Origin of the sequence: Gibbsiella greigii (assembly GCF_039540155.1) — a bacterium.
In the GTDB taxonomy this organism is placed as follows: domain Bacteria; phylum Pseudomonadota; class Gammaproteobacteria; order Enterobacterales; family Enterobacteriaceae; genus Gibbsiella; species Gibbsiella quercinecans.
The window spans coordinates 1-22644 of sequence record NZ_BAABEM010000020.1 but is presented as its reverse complement, the minus strand read 5'-3'; the positions used below and the strand labels follow the sequence as shown (position 1 = coordinate 22644).

General features: G+C 57.3%; 21 protein-coding genes. 18 read left to right on the top strand and 3 right to left on the bottom strand.

Annotation, left to right across the window (positions count from 1 at the left end):
* Positions 1-68 precede the first annotated feature (68 nt).
* The 12 genes from AC559G_RS13110 (at position 69) to hemB (ending at position 11487) form a co-directional block, all read left to right on the top strand.
* Positions 69-599: a DedA family protein gene (locus AC559G_RS13110; RefSeq protein ID WP_498912823.1), complete on the top strand. Its 531-nt coding sequence runs from the start codon at positions 69-71 to the stop codon at positions 597-599.
* A 349-nt stretch (positions 600-948) separates the two neighbouring features.
* Positions 949-1731 carry a histidine phosphatase family protein gene (locus AC559G_RS13105; protein WP_498912964.1) on the top strand — a complete coding sequence of 261 codons (783 nt, stop codon included), beginning with the start codon at positions 949-951 and terminating at the stop codon, positions 1729-1731.
* A 95-nt stretch (positions 1732-1826) separates the two neighbouring features.
* Positions 1827-3152, top strand: a complete 1326-nt coding sequence (locus AC559G_RS13100; RefSeq protein ID WP_498912822.1) for an OprD family porin — start codon at positions 1827-1829, stop codon at positions 3150-3152.
* 152 nt (positions 3153-3304) lie between these two features.
* A complete protein-coding gene (gene rmuC / locus AC559G_RS13095) occupies positions 3305-4849 on the top strand; it encodes a DNA recombination protein RmuC (RefSeq protein ID WP_498912821.1) in 1545 nt (514 codons plus the stop codon).
* Between the two features lie 75 nt (positions 4850-4924).
* Positions 4925-5680: a bifunctional demethylmenaquinone methyltransferase/2-methoxy-6-polyprenyl-1,4-benzoquinol methylase UbiE gene (gene ubiE, locus AC559G_RS13090; RefSeq protein WP_462614927.1), complete on the top strand. Its 756-nt coding sequence runs from the start codon at positions 4925-4927 to the stop codon at positions 5678-5680.
* Between the two features lie 13 nt (positions 5681-5693).
* Positions 5694-6302, top strand: a complete 609-nt coding sequence (gene ubiJ, locus AC559G_RS13085) for a ubiquinone biosynthesis accessory factor UbiJ (protein ID WP_498912820.1) — start codon at positions 5694-5696, stop codon at positions 6300-6302.
* Positions 6299-7930, top strand: coding sequence for a ubiquinone biosynthesis protein UbiB (ubiB, locus tag AC559G_RS13080; protein ID WP_498912819.1), 1632 nt, complete (start codon positions 6299-6301; stop codon positions 7928-7930). Before ubiJ ends, ubiB begins: the two co-directional genes overlap by 4 nt.
* A gap of 79 nt (positions 7931-8009) precedes the next feature.
* On the top strand, positions 8010-8270 hold the full coding sequence (gene tatA / locus AC559G_RS13075) for a Sec-independent protein translocase subunit TatA (protein ID WP_279024605.1): 261 nt from the start codon (positions 8010-8012) through the stop codon (positions 8268-8270).
* Between the two features lie 3 nt (positions 8271-8273).
* A complete protein-coding gene (tatB, locus tag AC559G_RS13070; protein ID WP_498912818.1) occupies positions 8274-8846 on the top strand; it encodes a Sec-independent protein translocase subunit TatB in 573 nt (190 codons plus the stop codon).
* Positions 8847-8849: 3 nt separating this feature from the next.
* Positions 8850-9620, top strand: coding sequence for a Sec-independent protein translocase subunit TatC (tatC, locus tag AC559G_RS13065; protein ID WP_438597038.1), 771 nt, complete (start codon positions 8850-8852; stop codon positions 9618-9620).
* Between the two features lie 47 nt (positions 9621-9667).
* Positions 9668-10450 carry an amidohydrolase family protein gene (gene tatD, locus AC559G_RS13060; RefSeq protein WP_498912817.1) on the top strand — a complete coding sequence of 261 codons (783 nt, stop codon included), beginning with the start codon at positions 9668-9670 and terminating at the stop codon, positions 10448-10450.
* Between the two features lie 14 nt (positions 10451-10464).
* Entirely contained in the window at positions 10465-11487 is a 1023-nt protein-coding gene (hemB, locus tag AC559G_RS13055; protein WP_498912816.1) for a porphobilinogen synthase, read from the top strand.
* Between the two features lie 71 nt (positions 11488-11558).
* On the opposite strand, the gene rfaH is transcribed toward hemB, so the two are convergent.
* Positions 11559-12047 carry a transcriptional activator RfaH gene (gene rfaH / locus AC559G_RS13050; protein WP_498912815.1) on the bottom strand — a complete coding sequence of 163 codons (489 nt, stop codon included), beginning with the start codon at positions 12045-12047 and terminating at the stop codon, positions 11559-11561.
* A 399-nt stretch (positions 12048-12446) separates the two neighbouring features.
* Here rfaH and ubiD point away from each other — a divergent pair, with 399 nt between their 5' ends.
* Both ubiD and fre read left to right on the top strand, forming a co-directional pair.
* On the top strand, positions 12447-13943 hold the full coding sequence (gene ubiD / locus AC559G_RS13045; protein ID WP_095848988.1) for a 4-hydroxy-3-polyprenylbenzoate decarboxylase: 1497 nt from the start codon (positions 12447-12449) through the stop codon (positions 13941-13943).
* 50 nt (positions 13944-13993) lie between these two features.
* Complete coding sequence (fre, locus tag AC559G_RS13040; RefSeq protein WP_095846284.1) at positions 13994-14695, top strand: NAD(P)H-flavin reductase; 702 nt, start codon at positions 13994-13996, stop codon at positions 14693-14695.
* A 118-nt stretch (positions 14696-14813) separates the two neighbouring features.
* On the opposite strand, the gene fadA is transcribed toward fre, so the two are convergent.
* Complete coding sequence (fadA, locus tag AC559G_RS13035) at positions 14814-15977, bottom strand: acetyl-CoA C-acyltransferase FadA (RefSeq protein WP_498912814.1); 1164 nt, start codon at positions 15975-15977, stop codon at positions 14814-14816.
* A 10-nt stretch (positions 15978-15987) separates the two neighbouring features.
* Positions 15988-18177: a fatty acid oxidation complex subunit alpha FadB gene (gene fadB / locus AC559G_RS13030; RefSeq protein WP_498912813.1), complete on the bottom strand. Its 2190-nt coding sequence runs from the start codon at positions 18175-18177 to the stop codon at positions 15988-15990.
* A 318-nt stretch (positions 18178-18495) separates the two neighbouring features.
* Between fadB and pepQ the strand changes: the two genes are divergently transcribed.
* Genes pepQ through hemG form a run of 4 tightly spaced genes read left to right on the top strand, consistent with a single transcriptional unit; the run spans position 18496 to position 22476 of the window.
* Positions 18496-19827 (top strand): aminopeptidase P family protein, encoded by a 1332-nt coding sequence (pepQ, locus tag AC559G_RS13025; RefSeq protein WP_498912812.1) that lies wholly within the window; start codon positions 18496-18498, stop codon positions 19825-19827.
* Positions 19827-20441 carry an IMPACT family protein gene (locus AC559G_RS13020; protein ID WP_498912811.1) on the top strand — a complete coding sequence of 205 codons (615 nt, stop codon included), beginning with the start codon at positions 19827-19829 and terminating at the stop codon, positions 20439-20441. Before pepQ ends, AC559G_RS13020 begins: the two co-directional genes overlap by 1 nt.
* A 35-nt stretch (positions 20442-20476) precedes the next feature.
* Entirely contained in the window at positions 20477-21928 is a 1452-nt protein-coding gene (trkH, locus tag AC559G_RS13015; protein WP_095846279.1) for a Trk system potassium transporter TrkH, read from the top strand.
* Between the two features lie 14 nt (positions 21929-21942).
* On the top strand, positions 21943-22476 hold the full coding sequence (hemG, locus tag AC559G_RS13010) for a protoporphyrinogen oxidase (RefSeq protein WP_498912810.1): 534 nt from the start codon (positions 21943-21945) through the stop codon (positions 22474-22476).
* Positions 22477-22644: the final 168 nt, after the last annotated feature.

Here is a 22644-nt window from a genome sequence, read left to right as displayed (position 1 = left end):
GTGTTTAAACGGCACGGGGCGCGATTCCTTATTCTGTGCGCAGGACAGCCCCATTGAAGGAGTGTGCATTGAGTCTGAATGATGTGATCCACTGGGTCAGCGAAATGGTACGTCAGCATGAAGGCTGGGCGATCCCGATTATCTTTTTCCTGGCATTTGGCGAATCCCTGGCTTTTCTGTCGCTGCTGTTGCCGGCCACGGTGATCCTGCTGGCGCTAGGGGCGCTGATCGGCGAAAGCGGCATCGCTTTCTGGCCGGTCTGGGCGGCGGCGGCGGCCGGAGCGTTTTTCGGCGACTGGCTTTCCTACTGGGTGGGCTACCACTATCAGGATCGCGTGGCGCATATGTGGCCGCTTTCCCGTAATCCCAAGCTGTTGGCGCGTGGCCATGCGTTCTTTGCACGCTGGGGCGTGATGAGCATTTTCTTCGGCCGGTTCTTTGGCCCGCTGCGGGCGGTGGTGCCGTTGGTCGGGGGGATCTGCGCCATGCCGCAGCGTTACTTCCAGCCGGCCAATCTGGCTTCGGCGATGATTTGGGCCTTCGGCATTCTGGCGCCGGGCGCGTTTGGCATCCAGTGGATCAGCCGTTGGATGGGCTAAGGCCGCCATCGCGATATTTTTGCTGCTGGGTTGTTTTATTTGGCCGTAAGCGCCAGGCGCTTACGGCGTTACACTTTTCTATTACCTGAATTATTTGGGGCAGAAAATAAATAAAGAGTGCGAAACCGATCACGAAACTACCCCCGATGAAAACAAAGTATATTTTCTTCTTTTCCTGATGTGTTAGTCTCACTGAAACTGGATTGTTACTGTTTAACGACAGGCAAAACCCAAACCTATTCGCCACTGGTCATATAGGGTTGGGTTTTTTTTGCTTTTAATAAATTCATTTTTATCTGTAGTACCTGTTTTTCTGTGCCTATTATTCAATGAGGAATATAAGATGAACATAAAAAAATGGTTATTCATTTCTTTGCTTGCCGTTTCAACGGCATTAATCAATAACGCGGCCGCCGCAGGGGAAGACTGCGTTAATATTTACTTTGCCCGCCACGGGAAAACGGTGCTCAATAATTACGATCGCGTGCAAGGGTGGGTTGATTCGCCATTGACCGCTCCCGGCATTGAGACCGCCCGCTACCTTGGCGCCGGGTTAAAGGATATCCCGTTCAGCCGTTATTACACCAGTGATGCCGGGCGGCAACGGGAAACCATGCAGATTATCCTGCAGGAAATGGGCCAGCCCCAGGCGCCGGTGGTGGAGCTTCGCGGTTTGCGCGAGGTGTTCTTCGGCGGTTTTGAAGGGCTGCCGAACGCGGATATGCTCAATGCTACCGCGAAAAAATTAGGCTTTGCCGACAGTAAGGCTATGCTGGCGGCGATGACGGCGGGCGATATAACAGTGCCTATCGTGATAGACGCCATCAGCCAAATTGACGAGAAACAAGCAGCAGAAAACGCTGCCCAGGTGAAAGTCCGCACGCAGCAGGCGTTGCATACGATGGTGCAGGATGCGTTAAAAGCCGGGGATAAAAATGTACTGGCCGTCTCTTCCGGGCTTTCCATGCTGATGATGATTTCAGATATGACCGACAGCCCGGCAAAGAATATGCCACTGGCCAACGCTGCGGTAGTCAAAATTACCTATAAAAATGGTAAATATACTGTAGCCGATATTGGCGATATGCAATATGTCGCCAAAGGAAAGGCGGTGCTGGAAAAAACGCCGTAGCTTAGGGCGCAGAAATAGCAAAAGTGTGTGATAAGGCGGGGGGATCATTCCCCGTCAATGGATTGCTATTTTTTATATCAGGGAGAGTCATTACAATGAAAATTTATGCCGCCCCGCGCGTTATTCATATCCTGCTCTTGTTTTTCATCACAAACGCTGCTGCGGAAAGCACGCTCAGTGCAATGGTTGCTTCGCCTTTTTTCACCGACAGCCAGGCGGAAATAACGTTAAAGAATTACTGGAAATATTTAAAGGAAGATGCCGCCAACCCAAAGGCGGTGCATAACGCTTGGGGGCAGGGGGCCGATTTGGGTTATCAGTCCGGCTATCTGGCTGACACGATCGGCGCCGATATCCATTACTATGGCGCGGTAAAGTTGGGGGCCAGCGATTATTTTAATTCCCGTGGCGTGCTGTACAGCACCGATAGCGCCAGCAGCAAACACAATGCTGCTGGCTACAGCAAGTTCGGCCAGCGTTATATCAAGCTGAAGGGGAATATCGGCGGCGCCGATCTCAACGCGCGTGTCGGTTGGCAAATGTTGCGCAATGATGGCGTGATTACCACCTCGAACCGCCTTTCTCCGACCACCTATTTGGGCTGGAACGGCGGGGTGAGGCATGCCGGCTTTTCGCTGCACGGCGCCTATGTTGAACGCAGCATGGAACGCAACTCACCGAATAGTCTGCGCCTGCAAACCAACGATGGGCGTTACATCCAGCATCTGTTTAGCGGTGAGCTGGGCTATGAGGGCAATGCGTTTACCGGCCAACTGGCGTACGGTGAATCGCAAAACTACCTGCGCCGCCAGATCCTGCGTATAGCGTTCAAGCCGGAGGCAACGCTTAGCCTGGGCAGCCAGATTTATACCACGCAGGCGCTGGAAGGTTACCAAGCGATGGCGTTGAGCAAACGCCACTTTGACCGGCACGCCAATCATTATGCCCTTGACGCCAAATGGCAGGCGCCGCGCTGGAGCCTTAAGCTCGGTATTGGCCATACGCGGGCACCAAAGGGCGGCGGCGAGCTTGGTTTTTATCCACGCCATATGACGAAGAATTCTCGCGGCACGTTCACCTCAATGGCCTATGCGGGTGAAGACTATATGCGTGACGGGGAAACCGTGTTGGCTGCGCTGGCCGAATACCGTATTACACCCGAGTTCACTGCCGGCGTAACGGGCACCTTTGGGCAGTTCAGCTATCAGGGCGTCGTCGTGCGTACCGGCGAGCTCAACGTTTTTGGCCGCTGGGCGCCTTCTCATCCTACATTAAACAATCTGACGGTGTTCGCCATGGTTGGGCCGGGCTGGTCTTATAAAAACGTGAATAAAACGCCGGTGATAGCCAACGGGCATTACCGGACGGCGCATACCCTGGGCGCCGAGTTTATCGCCGAGTATCGCTTTAAATTATTTTAGCCCGGCGTATCGCCCAGGTTGCCGGTGCGTCGGCGTGGTTATTCGGCCCACTTCTTGATAAAAACAAACTGGACATCCATACAGCAGCCCTTTAACGTGGCAGGCAGCAGGCGCGTTTGCGCCGAAACGGCATTGCGTATACAGGAGGCAGGGTGGATACCAGCGTGATTTATGGTATTGGCGGCGTGGCGATCGGCCTGTTGCTGGGGTGGCTGATCGCCAACCTGCAGGTGCAGCGGCACCGGGCGCAGCATGAGACGGAACTGCGCCTGCGGGAGCAGGCGTTGCAACAGGCGCAGCAGGAAATCGCCGCGCGCCAGGAACAACAGCTGCGCCATGAACAGCAACTGCGGCATAACGATCTGGAACTGCGCAACCTGCACAGCCAAATGGCCGCCGGGCAGGAGAAGCTACAGCAGCTTAACCACTGGCGCAGTGAATGCGAACAGCTCAATCAGGAACTACGCGCCCAGCGTGAAGTGAACAGCGCCCAGGAAGCCGAACTGCGTGAGGTGACCATTCGCCTGGAAGAAACGCGCATGGCGGCGGAAGAAAAACAGCGCTTGCTGCTTAACAGCGAGCAGCGCCTGACCACCCAATTCGAGAACCTGGCCAACCGCATCTTCGAGCACAGTGGCCGCAAGGTGGATGAGCAGAACAGGCAAAGCCTGGATCGGCTGTTGTTGCCCTTGCGTGAACAACTGGACGGTTTTCGCCGCCAAGTGCAGGAAAGCTTCGGCCAGGAAGCACGCGAGCGCCATACCCTGACCCACGAAATCCGTAACCTGCAACAACTGAATGCGCAAATGGCGCGCGAAGCCATTAACCTGACCAAGGCGCTGAAAGGGGATAATAAAACCCAGGGCAATTGGGGCGAGGTGGTGTTGAGCCGGGTGCTGGAAGCCTCTGGCCTGCGTGAGGGCCATGAATACGAAACCCAGGTTAGCGTGCGGCTGGATCACCAAAGCCGGATGCAGCCAGACGTGATCGTCCGCCTGCCGCAGGGCAAGGACGTGGTGATCGACGCCAAAATGTCGCTGGTGGCCTATGAGCGCTATTTTAACAGCGAAGACGATCTGGCGTGTGAAGCGGCGCTGAGTGAGCATATTGCCTCATTGCGTAACCATATCCGCATGCTGAGCCGCAAGGATTACCAGCAGTTGCCCGGTTTGCGTTCGCTGGATTATGTGCTGATGTTTATCCCGGTTGAGCCAGCGTTCCTGTTGGCGATCGATCGCGAGCCGGAACTGATCGGCGAAGCGTTGCAGCACAATATCATGCTGGTCAGCCCCACGACGCTGCTGGTGGCGCTGCGTACCATCACCAATCTGTGGCGCTATGAGCACCAAAGCCAGAACGCCCAGCGCATCGCCGAACGGGCTGCAAGGCTGTATGACAAAATGCGGCTGTTCGTTGACGATATGTCCGCGCTGGGGCAAAGCCTGGATAAGGCCCAGGGCAGCTACCGCCTGGCAATGAACAAGCTGAGCGAAGGGCGCGGCAACCTGATCGGCCAGACCGAAGGGTTCCGGGCGTTGGGTGTTGAAGTGAAGCGGCCGATTAACCCATCGTTGGCGCAACGGGCCCGCGAGCAAGACGTGGGGGAGACCGGCGGCGATGCGGTGGTTAGCTCGCTGCCCACGGCGAGCGAAGATGAAAATGGCGATGAACAATCGCGCAGCGCATCACAGGGATGATACGCGTTAGGTGGGGAATTGCGCGCCGTTCTGATACACTTCATAGACTAAATTGACTCAATAGCAGGCGGGACAATGGCAGATCAATCGCAGGAAACGACCGATTTCGGTTTTCGCACCGTAGCACGCGAAGAAAAACAGGCTATGGTGGCTAACGTTTTTCATTCGGTCGCGGCCAAGTATGACGTGATGAACGACCTGATGTCGTTCGGTATCCATCGCATCTGGAAGCGTTTTACCATTGATTGCAGCGGCGTGCGCAGCGGCCAGCGCGTGCTGGATCTTGCCGGCGGAACGGGCGATCTGGCGGCCAAATTCTCCCGCATGGTGGGTGAGCAGGGGCAGGTGGTGCTGGCGGACATCAACGACTCCATGCTGAAGATGGGGCGCGAAAAACTGCGCGATCGCGGCATTGTCGGCAATGTCAGCTATGTGCAGGCCAATGCCGAAGCGCTGCCGTTCCCGGATAACTACTTTGATTGCATCACCATCTCTTTCGGCCTGCGCAACGTGACCGATAAGGATAAAGCGCTGCGCTCGATGTTCCGCGTGCTGAAGCCCGGCGGCCGTTTGCTGGTGCTGGAGTTCTCCAAGCCACTGTTGGCGCCGCTCAGTAAAGCCTATGACGCCTACTCCTTCCACGTGTTGCCGAAAATCGGCGAGTTGGTGGTGAAAGATCCCGACAGCTACCGCTACCTGGCCGAATCCATCCGTATGCACCCGGATCAGGAAACCCTGAAAGGCATGATGCAGGAAGCCGGCCTGGAAAATGTATCCTACTTTAATCTGACCGGGGGCATTGTGGCCCTGCACAGGGGCTTCAAGTTCTGATATGGATATGCCGATGCTGCTGACCCCGCTGTTGACTGGTGTGCTGGAAACGTCGCTGAACGGCTTGTTGTTTCGTGAGCGTAGTCTGAAACCGGCGCGCCAGCGCCTGGCGGGCAAAACGCTGCGCATTGAGCTGCGGGAATTGTCTTCCCCGCTGGTGCTGGTGTTCAGCGAGCAGCGGGTTGATGTGCTCGGCCAGTTCGAGGGTGACGCCGATTGCACGGTGCGCACCCGGATCCCAGCGCTGCTGAAGCTGCGCGATCGTCAGCAGCTTTCGCAGCTGATGCGCTCGGGCGAATTGATCGTTGAAGGCGATATACAGGTGGTCCAGCAATGGGTTGGGCTGCTTGATTTGGCCGAATGGGATCCCGCCGAATGGTTGGCACCCTACGTTGGCGATATCGCCGCGCAGGGTATCACCCAGGCGGTGGCCAAAGGCGCCGGCCTGCTGAAAACTGGCCTGCAGCGGCAACAGCGTTATGTGGCCGAAACCCTGACCGAAGAGTGGCGCGGTGCGCCGGGGCCGCTGGAAGTGGTGTGGTTCAACGAAGAGGTGGATGCCGTGGCGCGCCGTGTTGAGGCCTTGTTTGCCCGGCTGGGCCAACTGGAGGGTAAACGATGACCCCGGGGGAACTGCGCCGTCTGTATTTTATTGTTCGCGTTTTTCTCAGCTACGGCCTGGATGAACTGATCCCAAAGATGCGCCTGACGTTGCCGCTGCGCTTTGCTCGCCGGCTGCTGTTCTGGATGCCTAACCGCCATAAGGAGAGGGTGCTCGGCGAACGCCTGCGCCTGGCGTTGCAGGAGCTTGGGCCGGTGTGGATCAAGTTCGGCCAAATGATGTCGACCCGCCGCGATCTGTTCCCGCCGCAAATTGCCGATCAGCTGGCGCTGTTGCAAGACCGCGTGGCGCCGTTTGACGGCGCGCTGGCGCGCAAGCATATGGAACAGGCAATGGGCGGCCCGCTGGAAACCTGGTTTGACGATTTCGAGCCCAAAGCGCTGGCTTCCGCCTCGATTGCCCAGGTGCATACCGCCCGGCTGAAAAGTAACGGCCAACAGGTGGTGCTGAAAGTGATCCGCCCGGATATCGGCCCGATTATCAAAGCCGACGTGCGCCTGATGTATCGGCTGGCCGGCTGGGTGCCGAAGCTGCTGCCCGATGGCCGCCGCCTGCGGCCGCGGGAAGTGGTGCGCGAATACGAAAAGACGCTGCTCGATGAGCTGAACCTGCTGCGCGAAGCGGCCAACGCCATTCAACTGCGGCGCAACTTCGACGGTAGCCCGATGCTGTATGTGCCGGAAGTGTATTCCGATTATTGCCGCGAAAGCGTGCTGGTGATGGAGCGTATCTACGGTATCCCGGTATCAGACGTTGCCGCACTGGAACAGCAAGGCACCAATATGAAACTGCTGGCGGAGCGCGGGGTGCAGGTGTTCTTCACCCAGGTTTTCCGCGATAGCTTTTTCCACGCCGACATGCACCCTGGCAATATTTTTGTGAGCTATGAGCACCCGGAAGATCCTTGCTACATTGGCATTGACTGCGGCATCGTCGGCTCGCTGAACAAAGACGACAAACGCTACCTGGCGGAAAACTTCATCGCCTTCTTCAATCGTGATTATCGCAAGGTCGCTGAATTGCACGTCGATTCCGGCTGGGTGCCGCGGGATACCAACGTCGAAGACTTCGAGTTCGCGATCCGCACCGTGTGCGAACCGATTTTTGAAAAGCCACTGGCGGAGATCTCTTTCGGCCATGTGCTGCTTAACCTGTTTAATACCGCGCGCCGTTTTAATATGGAAGTCCAGCCGCAATTGGTGTTATTGCAGAAGACCTTGTTGTATGTTGAAGGCTTGGGGCGGCAGCTTTATCCACAGTTGGACCTGTGGACCACGGCCAAACCGTTCCTGGAAAGCTGGCTGCGCGATCAGGTCGGCATTCCGGCAGTGCTCCGCGCGCTGAAAGAAAAAGCGCCATTTTGGGCGGAGAAACTCCCTGAATTGCCTGAATTATTTTACGATAGCCTGCAGCAGCATAAATTGCTGCAGCAAAGCGTGGATAAGCTGACTGGCCAAATGCAGGCGCAGCGCGTGCGGCAAGGGCAATCGCGTTATTTGCTCGGCGTTGGCGCTACACTGTTAGTGAGTGGTACGATTCTCCTGCTCGGTGGTGTTGAAACCGTGCCGGCGTGGTTGATGGCGGCAGGTATTGTCGCCTGGCTGGTCGGCTGGAAGCGTACCGCCTGATTTGGCGCTATATCCTGTTTTTATATGGCCGTAGAATGTGGTAACCAGAATAACCCCTGTAAATATAGAGGTAATTGGAATGGGCGGTATTAGTATTTGGAATTTGTTGATCATCGCGGTGATCGTGGTGTTGCTGTTTGGTACCAATAAGCTTCGTTCGCTGGGTTCCGATCTGGGTGCATCAATCAAGGGGTTTAAAAAGGCGATGGGTGACGACACGCCCCCACCGGCCAATACCTCTGAAAAAACTACCCATGATGCTGATTTCACGGCAAAGCCTATCACGGATAAGCAGCCGGAAACCAAAGCTGAAGAGTCGAAGAACAAAGAGCAGGTATAAACCGTGTTTGACATAGGGTTTGGTGAACTGCTGCTGGTGCTGGTGATTGGTCTGGTGGTGCTTGGGCCAGAGCGGCTACCGGTGGCGGTAAGAACGGTTTCGGGTTGGATTCGGGCGTTGCGTTCGATGGCGGCATCGGTGCAGAGCGAACTTGCCCAGGAGCTGAAGCTGCAGGAACTGCAAGACAGCCTGAAAAAGGCCGAGAAAGCCGGCTTGCAGAACCTAACGCCGGAACTGAAAGCGTCCATGGATGAGTTGAAAGACGCCGCGGAATCATTGAAGCGCTCTTATCATGGCAGCCAGATTGATGAACCTGCGCACACCATCCAGAATCCGCAGGTGACCGATCCGGAAGCTCAACACGATGGCGTAACGCCGGCGGAGGCCGCCACCACGGCTTCGGCGCCGGTGAGCGCGCCGGCACCAGCCCCCGAACCGGCCGCGCAGCTAGCCAAAGCGCCGGTTGAACCGGCACAGGCCGCGCCGCAGGCTCCGGCTGGCGCAGCAACGCCGGCGGCGAATGAGCCCGCTGCGGCGACTTCCTCAGCGTCTTCCCAACCTAGTGGCGATCGTTAAAACATGGCAGTTGAAGATACCCAACCGCTTATCAGTCATCTAATTGAACTGCGTAAGCGGCTGTTGAACTCGATTATCAGCGTGCTGGTGATCTTTCTGGTGCTGGTTTATTTTGCGAATGATATTTACCAGTTGGTTTCCGCCCCGTTAATCAAGCAGTTGCCTGCCGGGGCCAGCATGATCGCCACCGACGTGGCGTCGCCTTTCTTTACCCCGATTAAACTGACGATGATCGTGTCGGTGTTCGTGGCCGCCCCGGTGATCCTCTACCAGGTCTGGGCGTTTATCGCGCCGGCGCTGTATAAACATGAACGCCGCCTGATGATGCCGTTACTGGTGTCCAGCAGCGCGCTGTTTTATCTCGGCATGGCGTTCGCCTACTTCATTGTGTTCCCGCTGGCCTTTGGTTTCTTTGCCAAAACGGCACCGGCCGGGGTGCTGATCGCCACCGACATCAACAATTACCTCGACTTCGTCATGGCGTTGTTTATGGCGTTTGGCGTGGCGTTTGAAGTGCCGGTCGCCATCATCCTGCTGTGCTGGAGCGGGGTCACATCGCCGGAAGATCTGAAGAAGAAACGGCCGTATGTGTTGGTCGGGGCTTTTGTGGTCGGGATGCTGCTAACGCCGCCGGACGTGTTCTCGCAAACGCTGTTGGCGATCCCAATGTACCTGCTGTTTGAAGTGGGCGTGTTCTTTGCCCGTTTCTATGTTGGCAAACGGCGCCCACGGCCAGAAGAAGAAGACGAGGGCGACGAAACTCCCGCCCCATAACGTGTTAACAGGCCGCCCGAATGGGCGGCTTCTGATTTGGAAAGCGCATGTTTGATATCGGCGTTAATCTCACCAGCCCACAGTTCGCCAAAGATTACCCGCAGGTGGTGGCGCGCGCGCAGGCCGCGGGCGTGCGCGGCATGCTGATCACCGGCACCAACGCCCAGGAAAGCCAGGCCGCCAGCGAGCAGGCTTTGCAGTATGCCGGCTACTGTTGGGCGACGGCTGGCGTGCACCCCCATGATGCCAGCAGTTGGTGTGAGGAAACCGCCCAGCATATCCGCGCGCTGGCTGTGCAGCCGCAGGTCGTGGCTATCGGCGAATGCGGCCTGGATTTTAACCGCAATTTCTCCACGCCGGCCGAGCAGGAAGCGGCGTTCAGTGCCCAGCTTGCGCTGGCGGCCGCGTTACAGATGCCGGTTTTCCTGCATTGCCGCGAAGCACACGCACGTTTTGCCGCATTGTTGGCGCCGTGGTTGGATAAACTGCCCGCGGCCGTCGTCCACTGCTTTACCGGCACGGCGGAAGAATTGGCCGATTGCCTATCGCATGGGCTGTCGGTGGGTATTACCGGCTGGGTATGTGATGAGCGCCGCGGCCAGGGGTTGCGCGCGCTGTTGCCGCACATTCCGGCCGATCGGTTGCTATTGGAAACCGATGCCCCCTATCTGTTGCCCCGGGATTTACACCCAAAACCTGCATCTCGCCGCAACGAACCCTGTTTTTTGCCCCATATCGTCCAACAGGTCGCCGCCTGGCGAAAAGAAGATCCCGAATGGCTGGGGCACAAAACTGATGAGAACGCCCGCCGGTTATTCCGGCTGGTTTGAGTGAGGAGAATACAATGAGCTATGCATTTCCGGGTACTTTTCCAGGGCGCCGCATGCGCCGCGTGCGCCGTCATGATTTCAGCCGCCGCCTGGTGGCAGAGAACCAACTGACGGTTAACGATCTGATCTACCCGGTATTTGTTATGGAAGGCACCAATCACTACGAACCGGTGGCTTCCATGCCAGGCGTATCGCGCATGACCATCGATCTGCTGATCAAAGAAGCTGAAGCCATCGCTAAGCTGGGCGTACCGGTACTGTCGCTGTTTCCAGTGATTGAGCCGGGCCTGAAAACGCTGCATGCGGAAGAAGCCTACAACCCGCAAGGCCTGGTGCAGCGTACCGTGCGTGCGTTGAAAGACGCGGTGCCGGAGCTGGGTATCCTGACCGATGTGGCGCTCGATCCTTACACCACGCATGGCCAGGATGGCGTGATTGATGAAGACGGCTATGTGATTAACGATGTAACCAAGGACATTCTGGTGCGTCAGGCGCTGTCCCATGCCGAAGCCGGGGCCGAGATCGTGGCGCCGAGCGATATGATGGATGGCCGTATCGGCGCGATCCGCGATCGCCTGGAAGACAGCGGCCTGATTAACACCCAGATTATGGCCTATTCCGCCAAGTACGCCTCTTGCTACTACGGCCCGTTCCGCGACGCGGTTGGTTCCAGCAGCAACCTGAAGGGCGGCAATAAGAAAACCTACCAGATGGATCCGGCCAACAGCGACGAAGCGCTGCAGGAAATCGCTCAGGACCTGCAAGAAGGCGCGGATATGGTGATGGTGAAACCGGGGATGCCCTATTTGGATGTGGTGCGCCGGGTGAAAGACAGCTTTGGCGTGCCGACCTTCGCCTATCAGGTTTCCGGCGAGTATGCGATGCATATGGCGGCGATTCAGAACGGCTGGCTGAAGGAGAAACCGGCGATCATGGAGTCGCTGCTGTGCTTCAAACGCGCTGGCGCCGATGGCGTGCTGACCTATTTCGCCAAACAGGTCGCCGAGTGGCTGCACGATGAGGCCATGCAGCGCTAACCCACAGGGCCATCTTCTTGGCCCTTAGCCGAACTGATCGGGCGGCGTGCGCGTTGCTGGCACGCCAACCGTTACAGTTTCTGGAACTGCCGGTTATCCAGGCTTTGGCTCACCTGCTTGTTAATCAGGTTGAGCAACAGGATAGAGCGCGCTTCGCCATCGGGTTCGGTGTAAATCGCCCGCAGCCCTTCAAACACCCCATCGGTGATCAGTACCGTGTCGCCCGGCACCGGCGTTTCAGGGTCCACATAGGTTTCGCTGGTGTGCGCCTGCAATTCCTCTATCACATTAAGCGGAATGACAGCCGGCAGCGAACCAAAACGCACAAAGTGGCTGACGCCACGGGTCGCGCTGATGGTGGTGGTATGGATACGCTCAGGATCGAACTCCACGAACAAATAGTTGGGAAACAGTGGCTCGCTGACGGCGATGCGCTTGCCTCGCACGATCTTCTCCAGCGTGATAATCGGGCTCAGGCAGTTTACCTGTTGCCGTTCCAGATGTTCCTGCGCCCTGAGCAATTGGCCGCGTTTGCAATACAGTAAGTACCAAGATTCCATAATTTCACATGCCTTTCTGCCAGCCGGCAAGCATATCAAAAGCCATAGCGGATACCTAGGCCATAGCCGGTATTTGATCGCGATATCGCCGCAGATCTGCTAATTTTTGTGCAGGATCGTTCAGCGGCGGCGCATTCTGATAACGCGGTTATAGCAAGAGCTGAACATGAATGACAGCGCGGCGCGCGCGCACTGTACATGGCGCCATCGCCATGTAGTATGGCAAGGCCGTATGACGCCCTGTGTGACGCTACTCATCATTCTGCTAGGCGGAAGGCGAAACTGGCTGCGGCAACCCCATTCGTGCGCGGCAGGCAATCTTGTCTTTACGGGCGTTTAACAAAAGTGCAGCAACAAGCGTGAAGAGCGCTTATAATGCCTTTCTCACTGGCCGTTATAATGATCAGCATGAAATACCGTGACTTACGCGATTTCCTCTCGTTGCTGGAGAAGAGAGGGGAGCTTAAACGCATCAGCCAGCCGATTGATCCCTATCTTGAAATGACCGAGATTGCCGATCGCACGTTGCGTGCGGGCGGCCCTGCATTGCTGTTCGAAAATCCGCAAGGGTATACGATGCCGGTGCTGTGCAACCTGTTTGGCACGGCAAAGCGCGTGGCGATGGGGATGGGGCAGGAAGATGTTGGCGCGCTGCGCGACGTTGGCAAGCTGTTGGCTTTCTTGAAGGAGCCGGAGCCGCCGAAGGGCTTTCGCGATCTGTTCGATAAAATGCCGAAGTTCAAGCAAGTGCTGAACATGCCGACCAAAGTGCTGGGCGCCGCCCCTTGCCAGGAGCAGGTATGGCAAGGCGATGATGTTGATCTCAGCCGTATTCCCGTGATGCATTGTTGGCCGGAAGATGCCGCGCCGCTGATCACTTGGGGGCTAACCGTTACCCGGGGGCCGCACAAAGAGCGCCAAAATCTGGGGATTTATCGCCAGCAGGTGCTGGGCCGCAATAAAGTGATTATGCGTTGGCTGTCGCACCGCGGCGGCGCGCTGGATTACCAGGAATGGTGCCAGGCCCACCCCGGTGAGCGCTTCCCGGTCGCGGTCGCGCTGGGGGCTGATCCTGCCACCATCCTCGGGGCAGTGACGCCGGTGCCTGATAACCTTTCCGAGTATGCCTTTGCCGGGCTGCTGCGCGGCAATAAAACGGAAGTGGTGAAGTGCCTGTCCTGCGATCTGGAGGTGCCGGCCAGCGCCGAGATCGTACTCGAAGGTTATATCGAACCTGGCGAAGTGGCGCCGGAAGGCCCCTATGGCGATCACACCGGTTATTACAACGAGATCGACCATTTCCCGGTGTTTACCATCACCCACATTACCCAACGGCGCGATGCGATATACCACTCCACCTATACCGGCCGGCCGCCGGATGAACCGGCGGTGATGGGCGTGGCGCTGAATGAAGTGTTTGTGCCGATTCTGCAAAAGCAGTTCCCGGAAATCGTCGATTTTTACCTGCCGCCGGAAGGCTGTTCCTACCGTCTGGCGGTGGTGACCATCAAGAAGCAGTACCCTGGCCATGCCAAACGCGTGATGATGGGCGTTTGGTCCTTCCTGCGCCAGTTTATGTACACCAAATTTGTTATTGTCTGTGATGACGACGTAAATGCCCGCGACTGGAATGATGTAATTTGGGCGATCACCACACGAATGGATCCAGCAAGGGATACCGTTATGGTGGAGAATACGCCAATTGACTATCTGGACTTCGCTTCGCCGGTGTCCGGGTTGGGATCGAAAATGGGCCTGGACGCCACCAATAAATGGCCGGGGGAAACCCAGCGCGAGTGGGGCCGCCCGATCGAAATGGATGAGAAGGTGCGTGCGCGCGTCGACGAAATCTGGGATGAGCTCGCAATTTTCAGTGGCAGGGAGCCGACGCTGTAGCGTTCGGCACTGTTCTCGGTTTTGCATTGATGACCCAACAGAGGGAACGCATGACAATATTGAGCTGTAAAGTGACCTCCGTGGAGGCCATTACCGATACCGTTTACCGGGTGCGTTTGGTGCCAGAAGCGCCGTTTAGTTTCAAGGCAGGGCAATATTTGATGGTGGTGATGGATGAGCGGGATAAACGCCCGTTCTCTCTGGCCTCTACTCCGATGCAGCAGGACCATATTGAGTTGCATATCGGCGCTTCGGAACTGAATCTGTATGCGATGGCCGTGATGGATCGCATCCTGAAAGAACGGACGATCACTGTGGACATTCCGCACGGCGAAGCCTGGCTGCGTGAAGAGGGCAGCCGCCCGCTGGTGTTGATTGCCGGCGGCACCGGCTTTTCTTACGCCCGCTCTATCCTGCTGACGGCGCTGGAGCAGCAGCCCGATCGCGACATTTCCATTTACTGGGGCGGCCGTGAGTTGAAACACCTGTACGATCTCAGCGAGCTGGAAACGCTCTCGTTGCAGTACCCCAACCTGAAAGTGATCCCGGTGGTTGAACAACCGGAGGATGACTGGCGCGGGCGCAGCGGCACGGTATTGAGTGCGGTGCTGCAGGACTTTGGCTCATTGGCGGAGCATGATATCTATATCGCCGGCCGTTTCGAAATGGCGAAAATCGCCCGCGAGCGTTTCTGCGCCGAGCGCGGCGCGCAGGAAGCCCGTATGTTCGGCGATGCATTTTCGTTTATCTAACGTGCGGCACGGCCTCATGCCTGATACAGCGGGCTGCCATCGGCAGCCCGTTTTTGTTGGCATAAAAAACCCGCCCCTGACAGGCGGGAAGTACGGCAATCTGTGGTATCCCTGATTGTTACAACCGTTCAAACACCGTGGCGATTCCTTGGCCCAATCCGATGCACATGGTCGCCAGGCCAAACTGCGCGTCACGGCGTTCCATCAGATGCAACAACGTGGTTGAAATGCGTGCGCCGGAGCAGCCCAACGGGTGGCCGAGCGCGATGGCGCCGCCGTTCAGGTTGACCTTGTCGTCCAACTGTTCCAATAAGCCCAAATCCCGGATACAAGGCAGCGCCTGGGCGGCAAAAGCCTCATTCAATTCAAACAGATCGATATCCTGCAGTGCCAGGCCGGCGCGCTGCAACGCCAGTTTGCTGGCGGGCACCGGGCCGTACCCCATGATGGAAGGATCGCAGCCAACAACCGCCATCGCGCGGATGCGGGCGCGGGCTTTCAACCCTAGCGCCCTGGCTTGCGTTTCACTCATCAATAACATGGCGGCGGCCCCGTCGGACAGCGCCGATGCGCTGCCGGCGGTGACGGTGCCGTTGGCCGGATCGAACGCCGGGCGCAGTGCGGCCAGGCTTTCTACCGTGGTTTCCGGGCGGATCACTTCATCATAGTCATAGCGCGTCAGCACGCCGTCAGCGTCGTGGCCGGTGGTGGGGACGATCTCGGTTTTAAAGTGGCCGGCCTGCGTTGCTGCAGCGGCCCGCTGGTGCGAGCGGGCGGCGAACTCATCTTGCATCTGGCGGCTGATATTGTGCATTTTGGCCAGCATTTCAGCCGTTAGCCCCATCATGGCGGCGGCCTTGGCCACGGTACGGCCCAGGCCCGGATGAAAATCCACCCCGTGGTTCATCGGCACGTGGCCCATGTGCTCCACCCCACCGATCAGGCAAATCTGCGCGTCGCCGACCATAATCATGCGGGCCGCGTCGTGCAGCGCCTGCATGGACGAGCCGCACAGCCGGTTAACCGTGGTTGCCGGCACGCTATGAGGGATCTCGGCCAACAGCGCCGCATTGCGGCCGATGTTAAAGCCTTGTTCCAGCGTTTGCTGCACGCAGCCCCAGTAAATGTCATCGATGTCGGCGGCTTGCAGCGCCGGGTTGCGGCTCAGTACGCTGCGCATCAGGTGGGTTGAGAGATCCTCGGCACGCATCTGGCGGAATGCGCCCCCTTTGGAACGGCCCATCGGCGTGCGGACGGCATCAACAATAACAACGTTTTCCATTTTTATGACCTCATGCCGGTTGGCCCGTGGCGATATCGGGTTGGGGTGTGGGCTGCGGGTAGTAGCTTTGGTTCTCCGCCGCTTTGGCGCGCAGCCCAGCCGGAACCTGATACAGTGGGCCCAGATGGGCGTAGCGTTGCGCGAGTTCGACGTAATTTGCCGTACCGATCGTATCCAGATAGCGCAGCGCACCGCCGCGGAACGGCGGGAAGCCAAGGCCGTACACCAACGCCATATCGGCTTCTGCCGGGCTGGCGATGATGTTCTCCTCCAGGCAGTGCACCGCTTCGTTGACCATTGGGATCATCATCCGGGCGATAATTTCGTCATCGCCGATCTCCTGCCCGGGCCGGCGGATGGCTGCCAGCAGGGTATCTGTTTGCTCATCAGGGGTTTTGCGCGGTTTGCCGTTGCTATCCAGGCCGTAGCGGTAAAAACCCAGCCCGTTTTTTTGGCCGAAGCGCTGGTTGTCAAACAGCACGTCAATCGCGTCACGGCCATCTTTCGCCATCCGCTGCGGGAAGCCGGCGGCCATAAAGGCCTGGGCATGGTGGGCGGTATCAATGCCGACCACGTCCAGCAGGTAGGCCGGGCCCATCGGCCAACCAAACTGCTTTTCCATCACCTGGTCGATGCGGCGGAAATCGACGCCGTCGCGCAATAACAGGTTGAAGCCGGCAAAGTAGGGGAACAGCACCCGGTTGACGAAGAAGCCGGGGCAGTCGTTAACGATAATCGGGGTTTTTCCCATTTGAATGGCATAGGCCACGATGCTGGCCAGGGTGCGATCGCTGGTGTGCTCGCCGCGGATGATTTCCACTAACGGCATGCGGTGCACCGGGTTGAAAAAGTGCATGCCACAGAAGTTCTGCGGGCGTTTCAGCGCGTTGGCCAACTGGTTGATGGGGATGGTTGAGGTGTTGGATGCCAGCACGGTCTCTTCCCCGATCAGGCCTTCCACCTCGGCCAACACCGCGGTTTTAATCTGTGGGTTTTCCACCACGGCTTCGACGATCACCTGCGCCCGCTCTATGCCGGCGTAATTGAGCGTGGGCTGTATAGTGGCAAGCACCTGCGCCATTTTCATGCCGTCCAGCCGGCCGCGTTCCCACTGTTTGTTCAGCAGTTTGGCGGCTTCCGTCATGCCCAGCGCCAGCGCCTTATCGCTGATATCTTTCATGATGACCGGCACGCCCTTGCGTGCAGATTGATAGGCAATGCCGCCCCCCATAATGCCTGCGCCAAGAACCGCGGCCTGCTTAGGCGCCGTGCTCCCTTGCGCCAGCTTTTTCGCCCGGCTTTTAACAAACTGTTCGTTGAGGAAGATCCCTACCAGCGCGCGTGTTTCATTGGTGCGGGCCAGCGGTACAAAGCTGGCGGTTTCCAGCTTGAGTGCCGCATCACGCCCCAGCCGGGCGGCGCTTTCGATGGTTTTTATCGCGGCCATCGGCGCCGGGTAGTGTCTGCCGGCCGTTTGCAACACCATGCCTTTGGCGGTGGTGAAGCTCATCGCGGCTTCAATCGCCGTCAGCTTCAACGGCTCCAGTTTGGGGTGGCGGCTGGCGCGCCAGTCGAGCCGGCCATCTATCGCCTGTTGAAGCATGTGCAGCGCGGCGTGCCGCAGTTTTTCCGGCGCCACGATCGCATCGACCAGGCCGACTTTCAGCGCCTCTTGGGCACCAAGCTCCTTGCCGGCGGCGATGATCTCCAGCGCGCTGTCATTGCCCAGCAGGCGTGGCAGGCGTACCGTACCGCCAAAGCCAGGGATGATGCCCAGCCGGGTTTCCGGTAGGCCGATGCGAGCATCCGGCGTGGCGATACGGAAATCGGTCGCCAGTACGCATTCGCACCCGCCGCCCAGCGCATAGCCATTGATGGCGGAGAGCGTGGGGACGGGCAGATCTTCGAGGCGGTTAAAGATGGCATTGGCAAACGCCAGCCACTGTTGCAGCTTTTCGGCCGGCGCGGCAAATAAAGGAATGAATTCATTAATATCAGCGCCGACAATAAATGCCGCCTTGTTGGAGCGCAGCAACAGCCCCTGAAGGCCGGGCAGTTTTTCCAGCACGTCAAGCGCCGTGCCCAGGCTGGCGACGGTATGGGTATCCAGTTTATTAATTGAGCCAGGGGCATCGAATACCAGCTCGACAATGCCATTATCAAGCTGGATCAGTTGTAAGTTTTCGCCTTGGTAGAGCATGTCTGTCTCCTTAATCAGCGCGCGATCTGGTATGACCAGATGATAAGGAGTGTGGTTTTTATGTTAAAAATATGCAAATTAAATATTGCATATTTGCAGCATTGATCACGGAGCGCCGGTGGGAACTATTTATTTAACATCAGGTTATGTTTTTTACTGTGTTACCGGTCTGTTTTGCTTTTTGCAGGGATAGGCCGTTAGTCATACTTGCCGTAAGCGGCCGGTTTTTTGCTTTGCGCTGCCGGTGCTGATGGGGTTGGAGCATAAGGGCAGTGTGATAAGATGAACCCTCCATATTACGGGCATAAGGGTATTGTGATGGGAACGTTGGCTTCTTTGTATAACGATCACCTGGCGGCACTGCAGCAGCGCGCGCAAGAAATATTACAGCGCAATGAGCTTGATGCATTGCTGATCCACTCTGGGGAACTGCAGCCGGTATTCCTGGATGACCATCACTACCCGTTCAAGGTTAACCCACACTTTAAAGCCTGGGTGCCGGTGACCACCGTACCGAACTGCTGGTTATGGGTGGATGGGGTTAACAAACCAAAGCTGTGGTTCTATTCGCCGGTGGATTATTGGCACAGCGTTGATCCATTGCCGAATAGCTTCTGGACCAGCGCGGTGGAACTGCTCCCGTTGGCCAACGCCGGCGACATCACCGGGCAGTTGCCGCCGCAGCGCGGCCGCGTCGGCTACATTGGCTGCGCCCCGCAGCGGGCGCGCGATTTGGGCATTGCTGCCGCGAACATCAACCCGCAGCCGGTGTTGAATTACCTGGATTATCACCGCGCGGTGAAAACCGATTATGAGTTGGCCTGCATGCGTGAAGCGCAAAAAACGGCGGTGATCGGCCATCGCGCCGCCCATGAAGCGTTTCTTTCCGGCATGAGCGAGTTCGATATTAATCTGGCTTATCTCACCGCGACCGGGCATCGTGATACCGATGTCCCTTATGACAACATTGTGGCATTGAATGAGCATGCGGCGGTGCTGCACTATACCCGGCTGGATAATCAACCGCCGGCCGAACCGCTAAGCTTTCTGATCGATGCCGGTGCGGAATACAACGGCTACGCGGCTGATTTAACGCGTACGTATTCAGGGCAAAGCGGCAACGCCTTTGCCCTGTTGCTCAAAGATCTCAACGATGAACAGTTGGCGCTGATCGAAACCATCAAAGCCGGGGTGCGCTACACCGATTACCATGTGCAGATGCACCAGCGCATTGCCAAACTGTTAAAGAAACACCAACTGGTCAACGGCATCAGCGAGGAAGCCATGGTGGAGCAGGGGATCACCTGCCCGTTCCTGCCGCATGGGTTAGGGCACCCGCTGGGCCTGCAGGTGCATGATGTTGCGGGTTTTATGCAGGATGAAAATGGCACATCGCTGGCTGCGCCGGCCAAATACCCATTCTTGCGCTGCACCCGGGTGCTGCAGCCAGGAATGGTGATGACGATCGAACCCGGTCTGTATTTTATCGAGTCGCTATTGGCGCCGTGGCGCAGCGGCGAATTCAGCAAGCATTTCGCCTGGGATCGGATTGATGCGCTGAAGCCGTATGGCGGTATCCGCATCGAAGATAACATCGTTATCCATGAAAAACGGGTGGAAAACATGACGCGCGATCTGCACCTGGCCTGATGCAAGCGTATCCGATCCCTGCCGCGCCCGTTAGCGTCAGCGAAGAAATCAAAAAAAGCCGCTTTATTACCCTGATGGCGCCCACCTGTGGGGTTGAGGCGGCCAAAACGTTTATCCAGCACGTGCGGCAGGAGCATCCGGCGGCGCGTCACCATTGCTGGGCCTTTGTCGCCGGCGCGCCCAATGATTCTCAACAGTTGGGTTTCTCCGATGATGGCGAACCTTCCGGCACGGCCGGCAAACCGATTCTGGCGCAGTTGATGGGCAGCGGCATTGGCGAGATTACCGCGGTGGTGGTGCGCTATTACGGCGGCACCAAGCTGGGCACCGGTGGGCTGGTGCGCGCCTATGGCAATGGCGTGCAGCAGGCGTTAAAGCAATTGCAACTGATTGAAAAAGTGCCCCAGCGCGAATACCGGCTGAATTGCGACTATGCACAGCTGGCGCTGATCGAAAATGCGTTGCAGCACATGCAAGGGCGGATAGTACATGGGGAATACGGTGCAGAAGTGATGCTGCAGCTAGCATTGCCGGCGAGTGGCGTTGAGGCGTTTGAGCGGAAATTACGTGATCTGAGTCGCGGTAATTTGCAATTAACCCCTATTTCGCAATAATTCCCTCCAATTGAATTGCTAAGGATCGTGCTGAAATGCATTTTCGCGCCATAACCCGTATCGTTGGTCTGCTGGTCATCCTGTTTTCCGGGACCATGTTTATTCCTGGCCTGGTGGCGCTGATTTATCGCGATGGCGCCGGGCGGGCATTCAGCCAGACCTTCTTTGTGGCGCTGGTGATTGGGCTGGCGCTCTGGTGGCCCAACCGTAAGCAGAAACATGAACTGAAATCCCGCGAGGGGTTTCTGATCGTCGTCCTGTTCTGGACGGTGCTGGGCAGCGTAGGGGCGTTGCCCTTTCTGTTTGCCGAGCGGCCAAACCTGTCTTTCACCGATGCCTTCTTTGAGTCTTTCTCTGGGCTGACGACCACCGGAGCGACAACGCTGGTGGGGTTGGACTCGCTGCCCAAGGCAATTCTGTTTTATCGGCAGATGTTGCAGTGGTTGGGGGGCATGGGGATCATTGTGTTGGCGGTGGCCATTCTGCCCATCCTCGGCGTTGGGGGAATGCAGCTTTACCGTGCTGAAATGCCCGGCCCACTGAAAGATAATAAAATGCGGCCGCGCATAGCTGAAACCGCCAAAACCCTGTGGCTGATTTATGTATTGCTCACGGCAGCCTGCGCGTTTTCACTCTGGGGCGCGGGGATGTCGGTGTTTGACGCCATCGGCCACAGTTTCTCTACCATCGCCATCGGCGGCTTTTCCACCCACGATGCCAGCATCGGCTATTACGCCAGCCCCACTATCAATACGATTATTGCCGTTTTTCTGCTGATTTCCGGCTGTAACTATGGCCTGCATTTCGCGCTGTTGAGCGGGCGCAACCTGAAGGTCTACTGGCGCGATCCAGAGTTCCGCATGTTTATTTTTGTGCAACTGACGCTGGTTGTGGTGTGCACATTAATCCTTTGGTGGCATGACGTTTATCGCAGCGGGATGGAAACCATCAACCAGGCGTTTTTCCAGGTGGTCTCCATGGCAACCACCGCCGGCTTCACCACCGATAGCATCTCCAAGTGGCCGCTGTTCCTGCCGATGCTGCTGCTTTGTTCGGCCTTCATTGGCGGCTGTGCCGGTTCAACCGGCGGTGGCTTGAAAGTGATCCGTATCCTGCTGCTGTACTTACAGGGCTCGCGCGAACTCAAAAGGCTGGTGCACCCGAATGCGGTCTACACGATAAAGCTGGGGAACCGGGCGTTGCCGGAGCGCATACTAGAGGCGGTATGGGGTTTCTTCTCTGCTTATGCATTAGTGTTCATCGTCAGCATGTTGGCGATAATCGCCACCGGCGTGGATGATTTCTCGGCCTTCGCCGCCGTCACTGCGACGCTAAATAACCTGGGGCCGGGGTTGGGGGTTGTGGCGGATAACTTCACCTCCATGCCGCCTGCGGCAAAATGGATCCTGGTGTTGACGATGCTGTTCGGCCGTTTGGAAGTATTCACGTTGCTCGTGCTCTTTACGCCAACGTTCTGGCGTGACTGATAAAAGGGGTTGCCATGAAGGCACTGATTCTCTATTCAAGCCGCGATGGACAAACGTGGGCTATTGCTTCGTATATTGCAACGCGTTTGCAGGGGGTGCTCGATTGCACCGTGGTCGATCTGCTGCAGGCTGAGCGTATCGATCTGGCGCAATACCAACGGGTGTTGATTGGCGCCTCTGTGCGCTATGGCCATTTTCATCCGGTACTGGCGCGTTTTGCCAAGCGGCACGCTGCGCAGCTCAACGGGATGCCCTCGGCTTTTTTCGCCGTCAATCTGACGGCTCGGAAAGCAGAAAAGCGCTCACCTGAGACCAATGCCTACACGCAAAAGTTTTTGCACTCTTCCCCCTGGCAGCCAACGCGGTGTGCCGTGTTCGCCGGCGCGCTGCGTTATCCGCGCTACCGCTGGTTCGATCGCATCATGATTCAACTGATTATGCGCATGACCGGTGGTGAAACCGACACCCGTAAAGAAGTGGAATATACAGATTGGCGGCAGGTGGATCGTTTTGCCGATGAGTTTCGCGATTTACCGTACGAAAAATGACAAAAATGCCGGCTATGCCGGCGTTTTGTTGAAAAAACACCCGGTTGAAAAGTTTTTTTAAATTAGGGGTTGCAGGCTGCCGGGAAGTCCCTATAATGCGCCTCCACTGACCGGGAACAACGACTGACAAGCCGCCGGGTCAGCAAGACGAAAGCGAAATAAACGCTT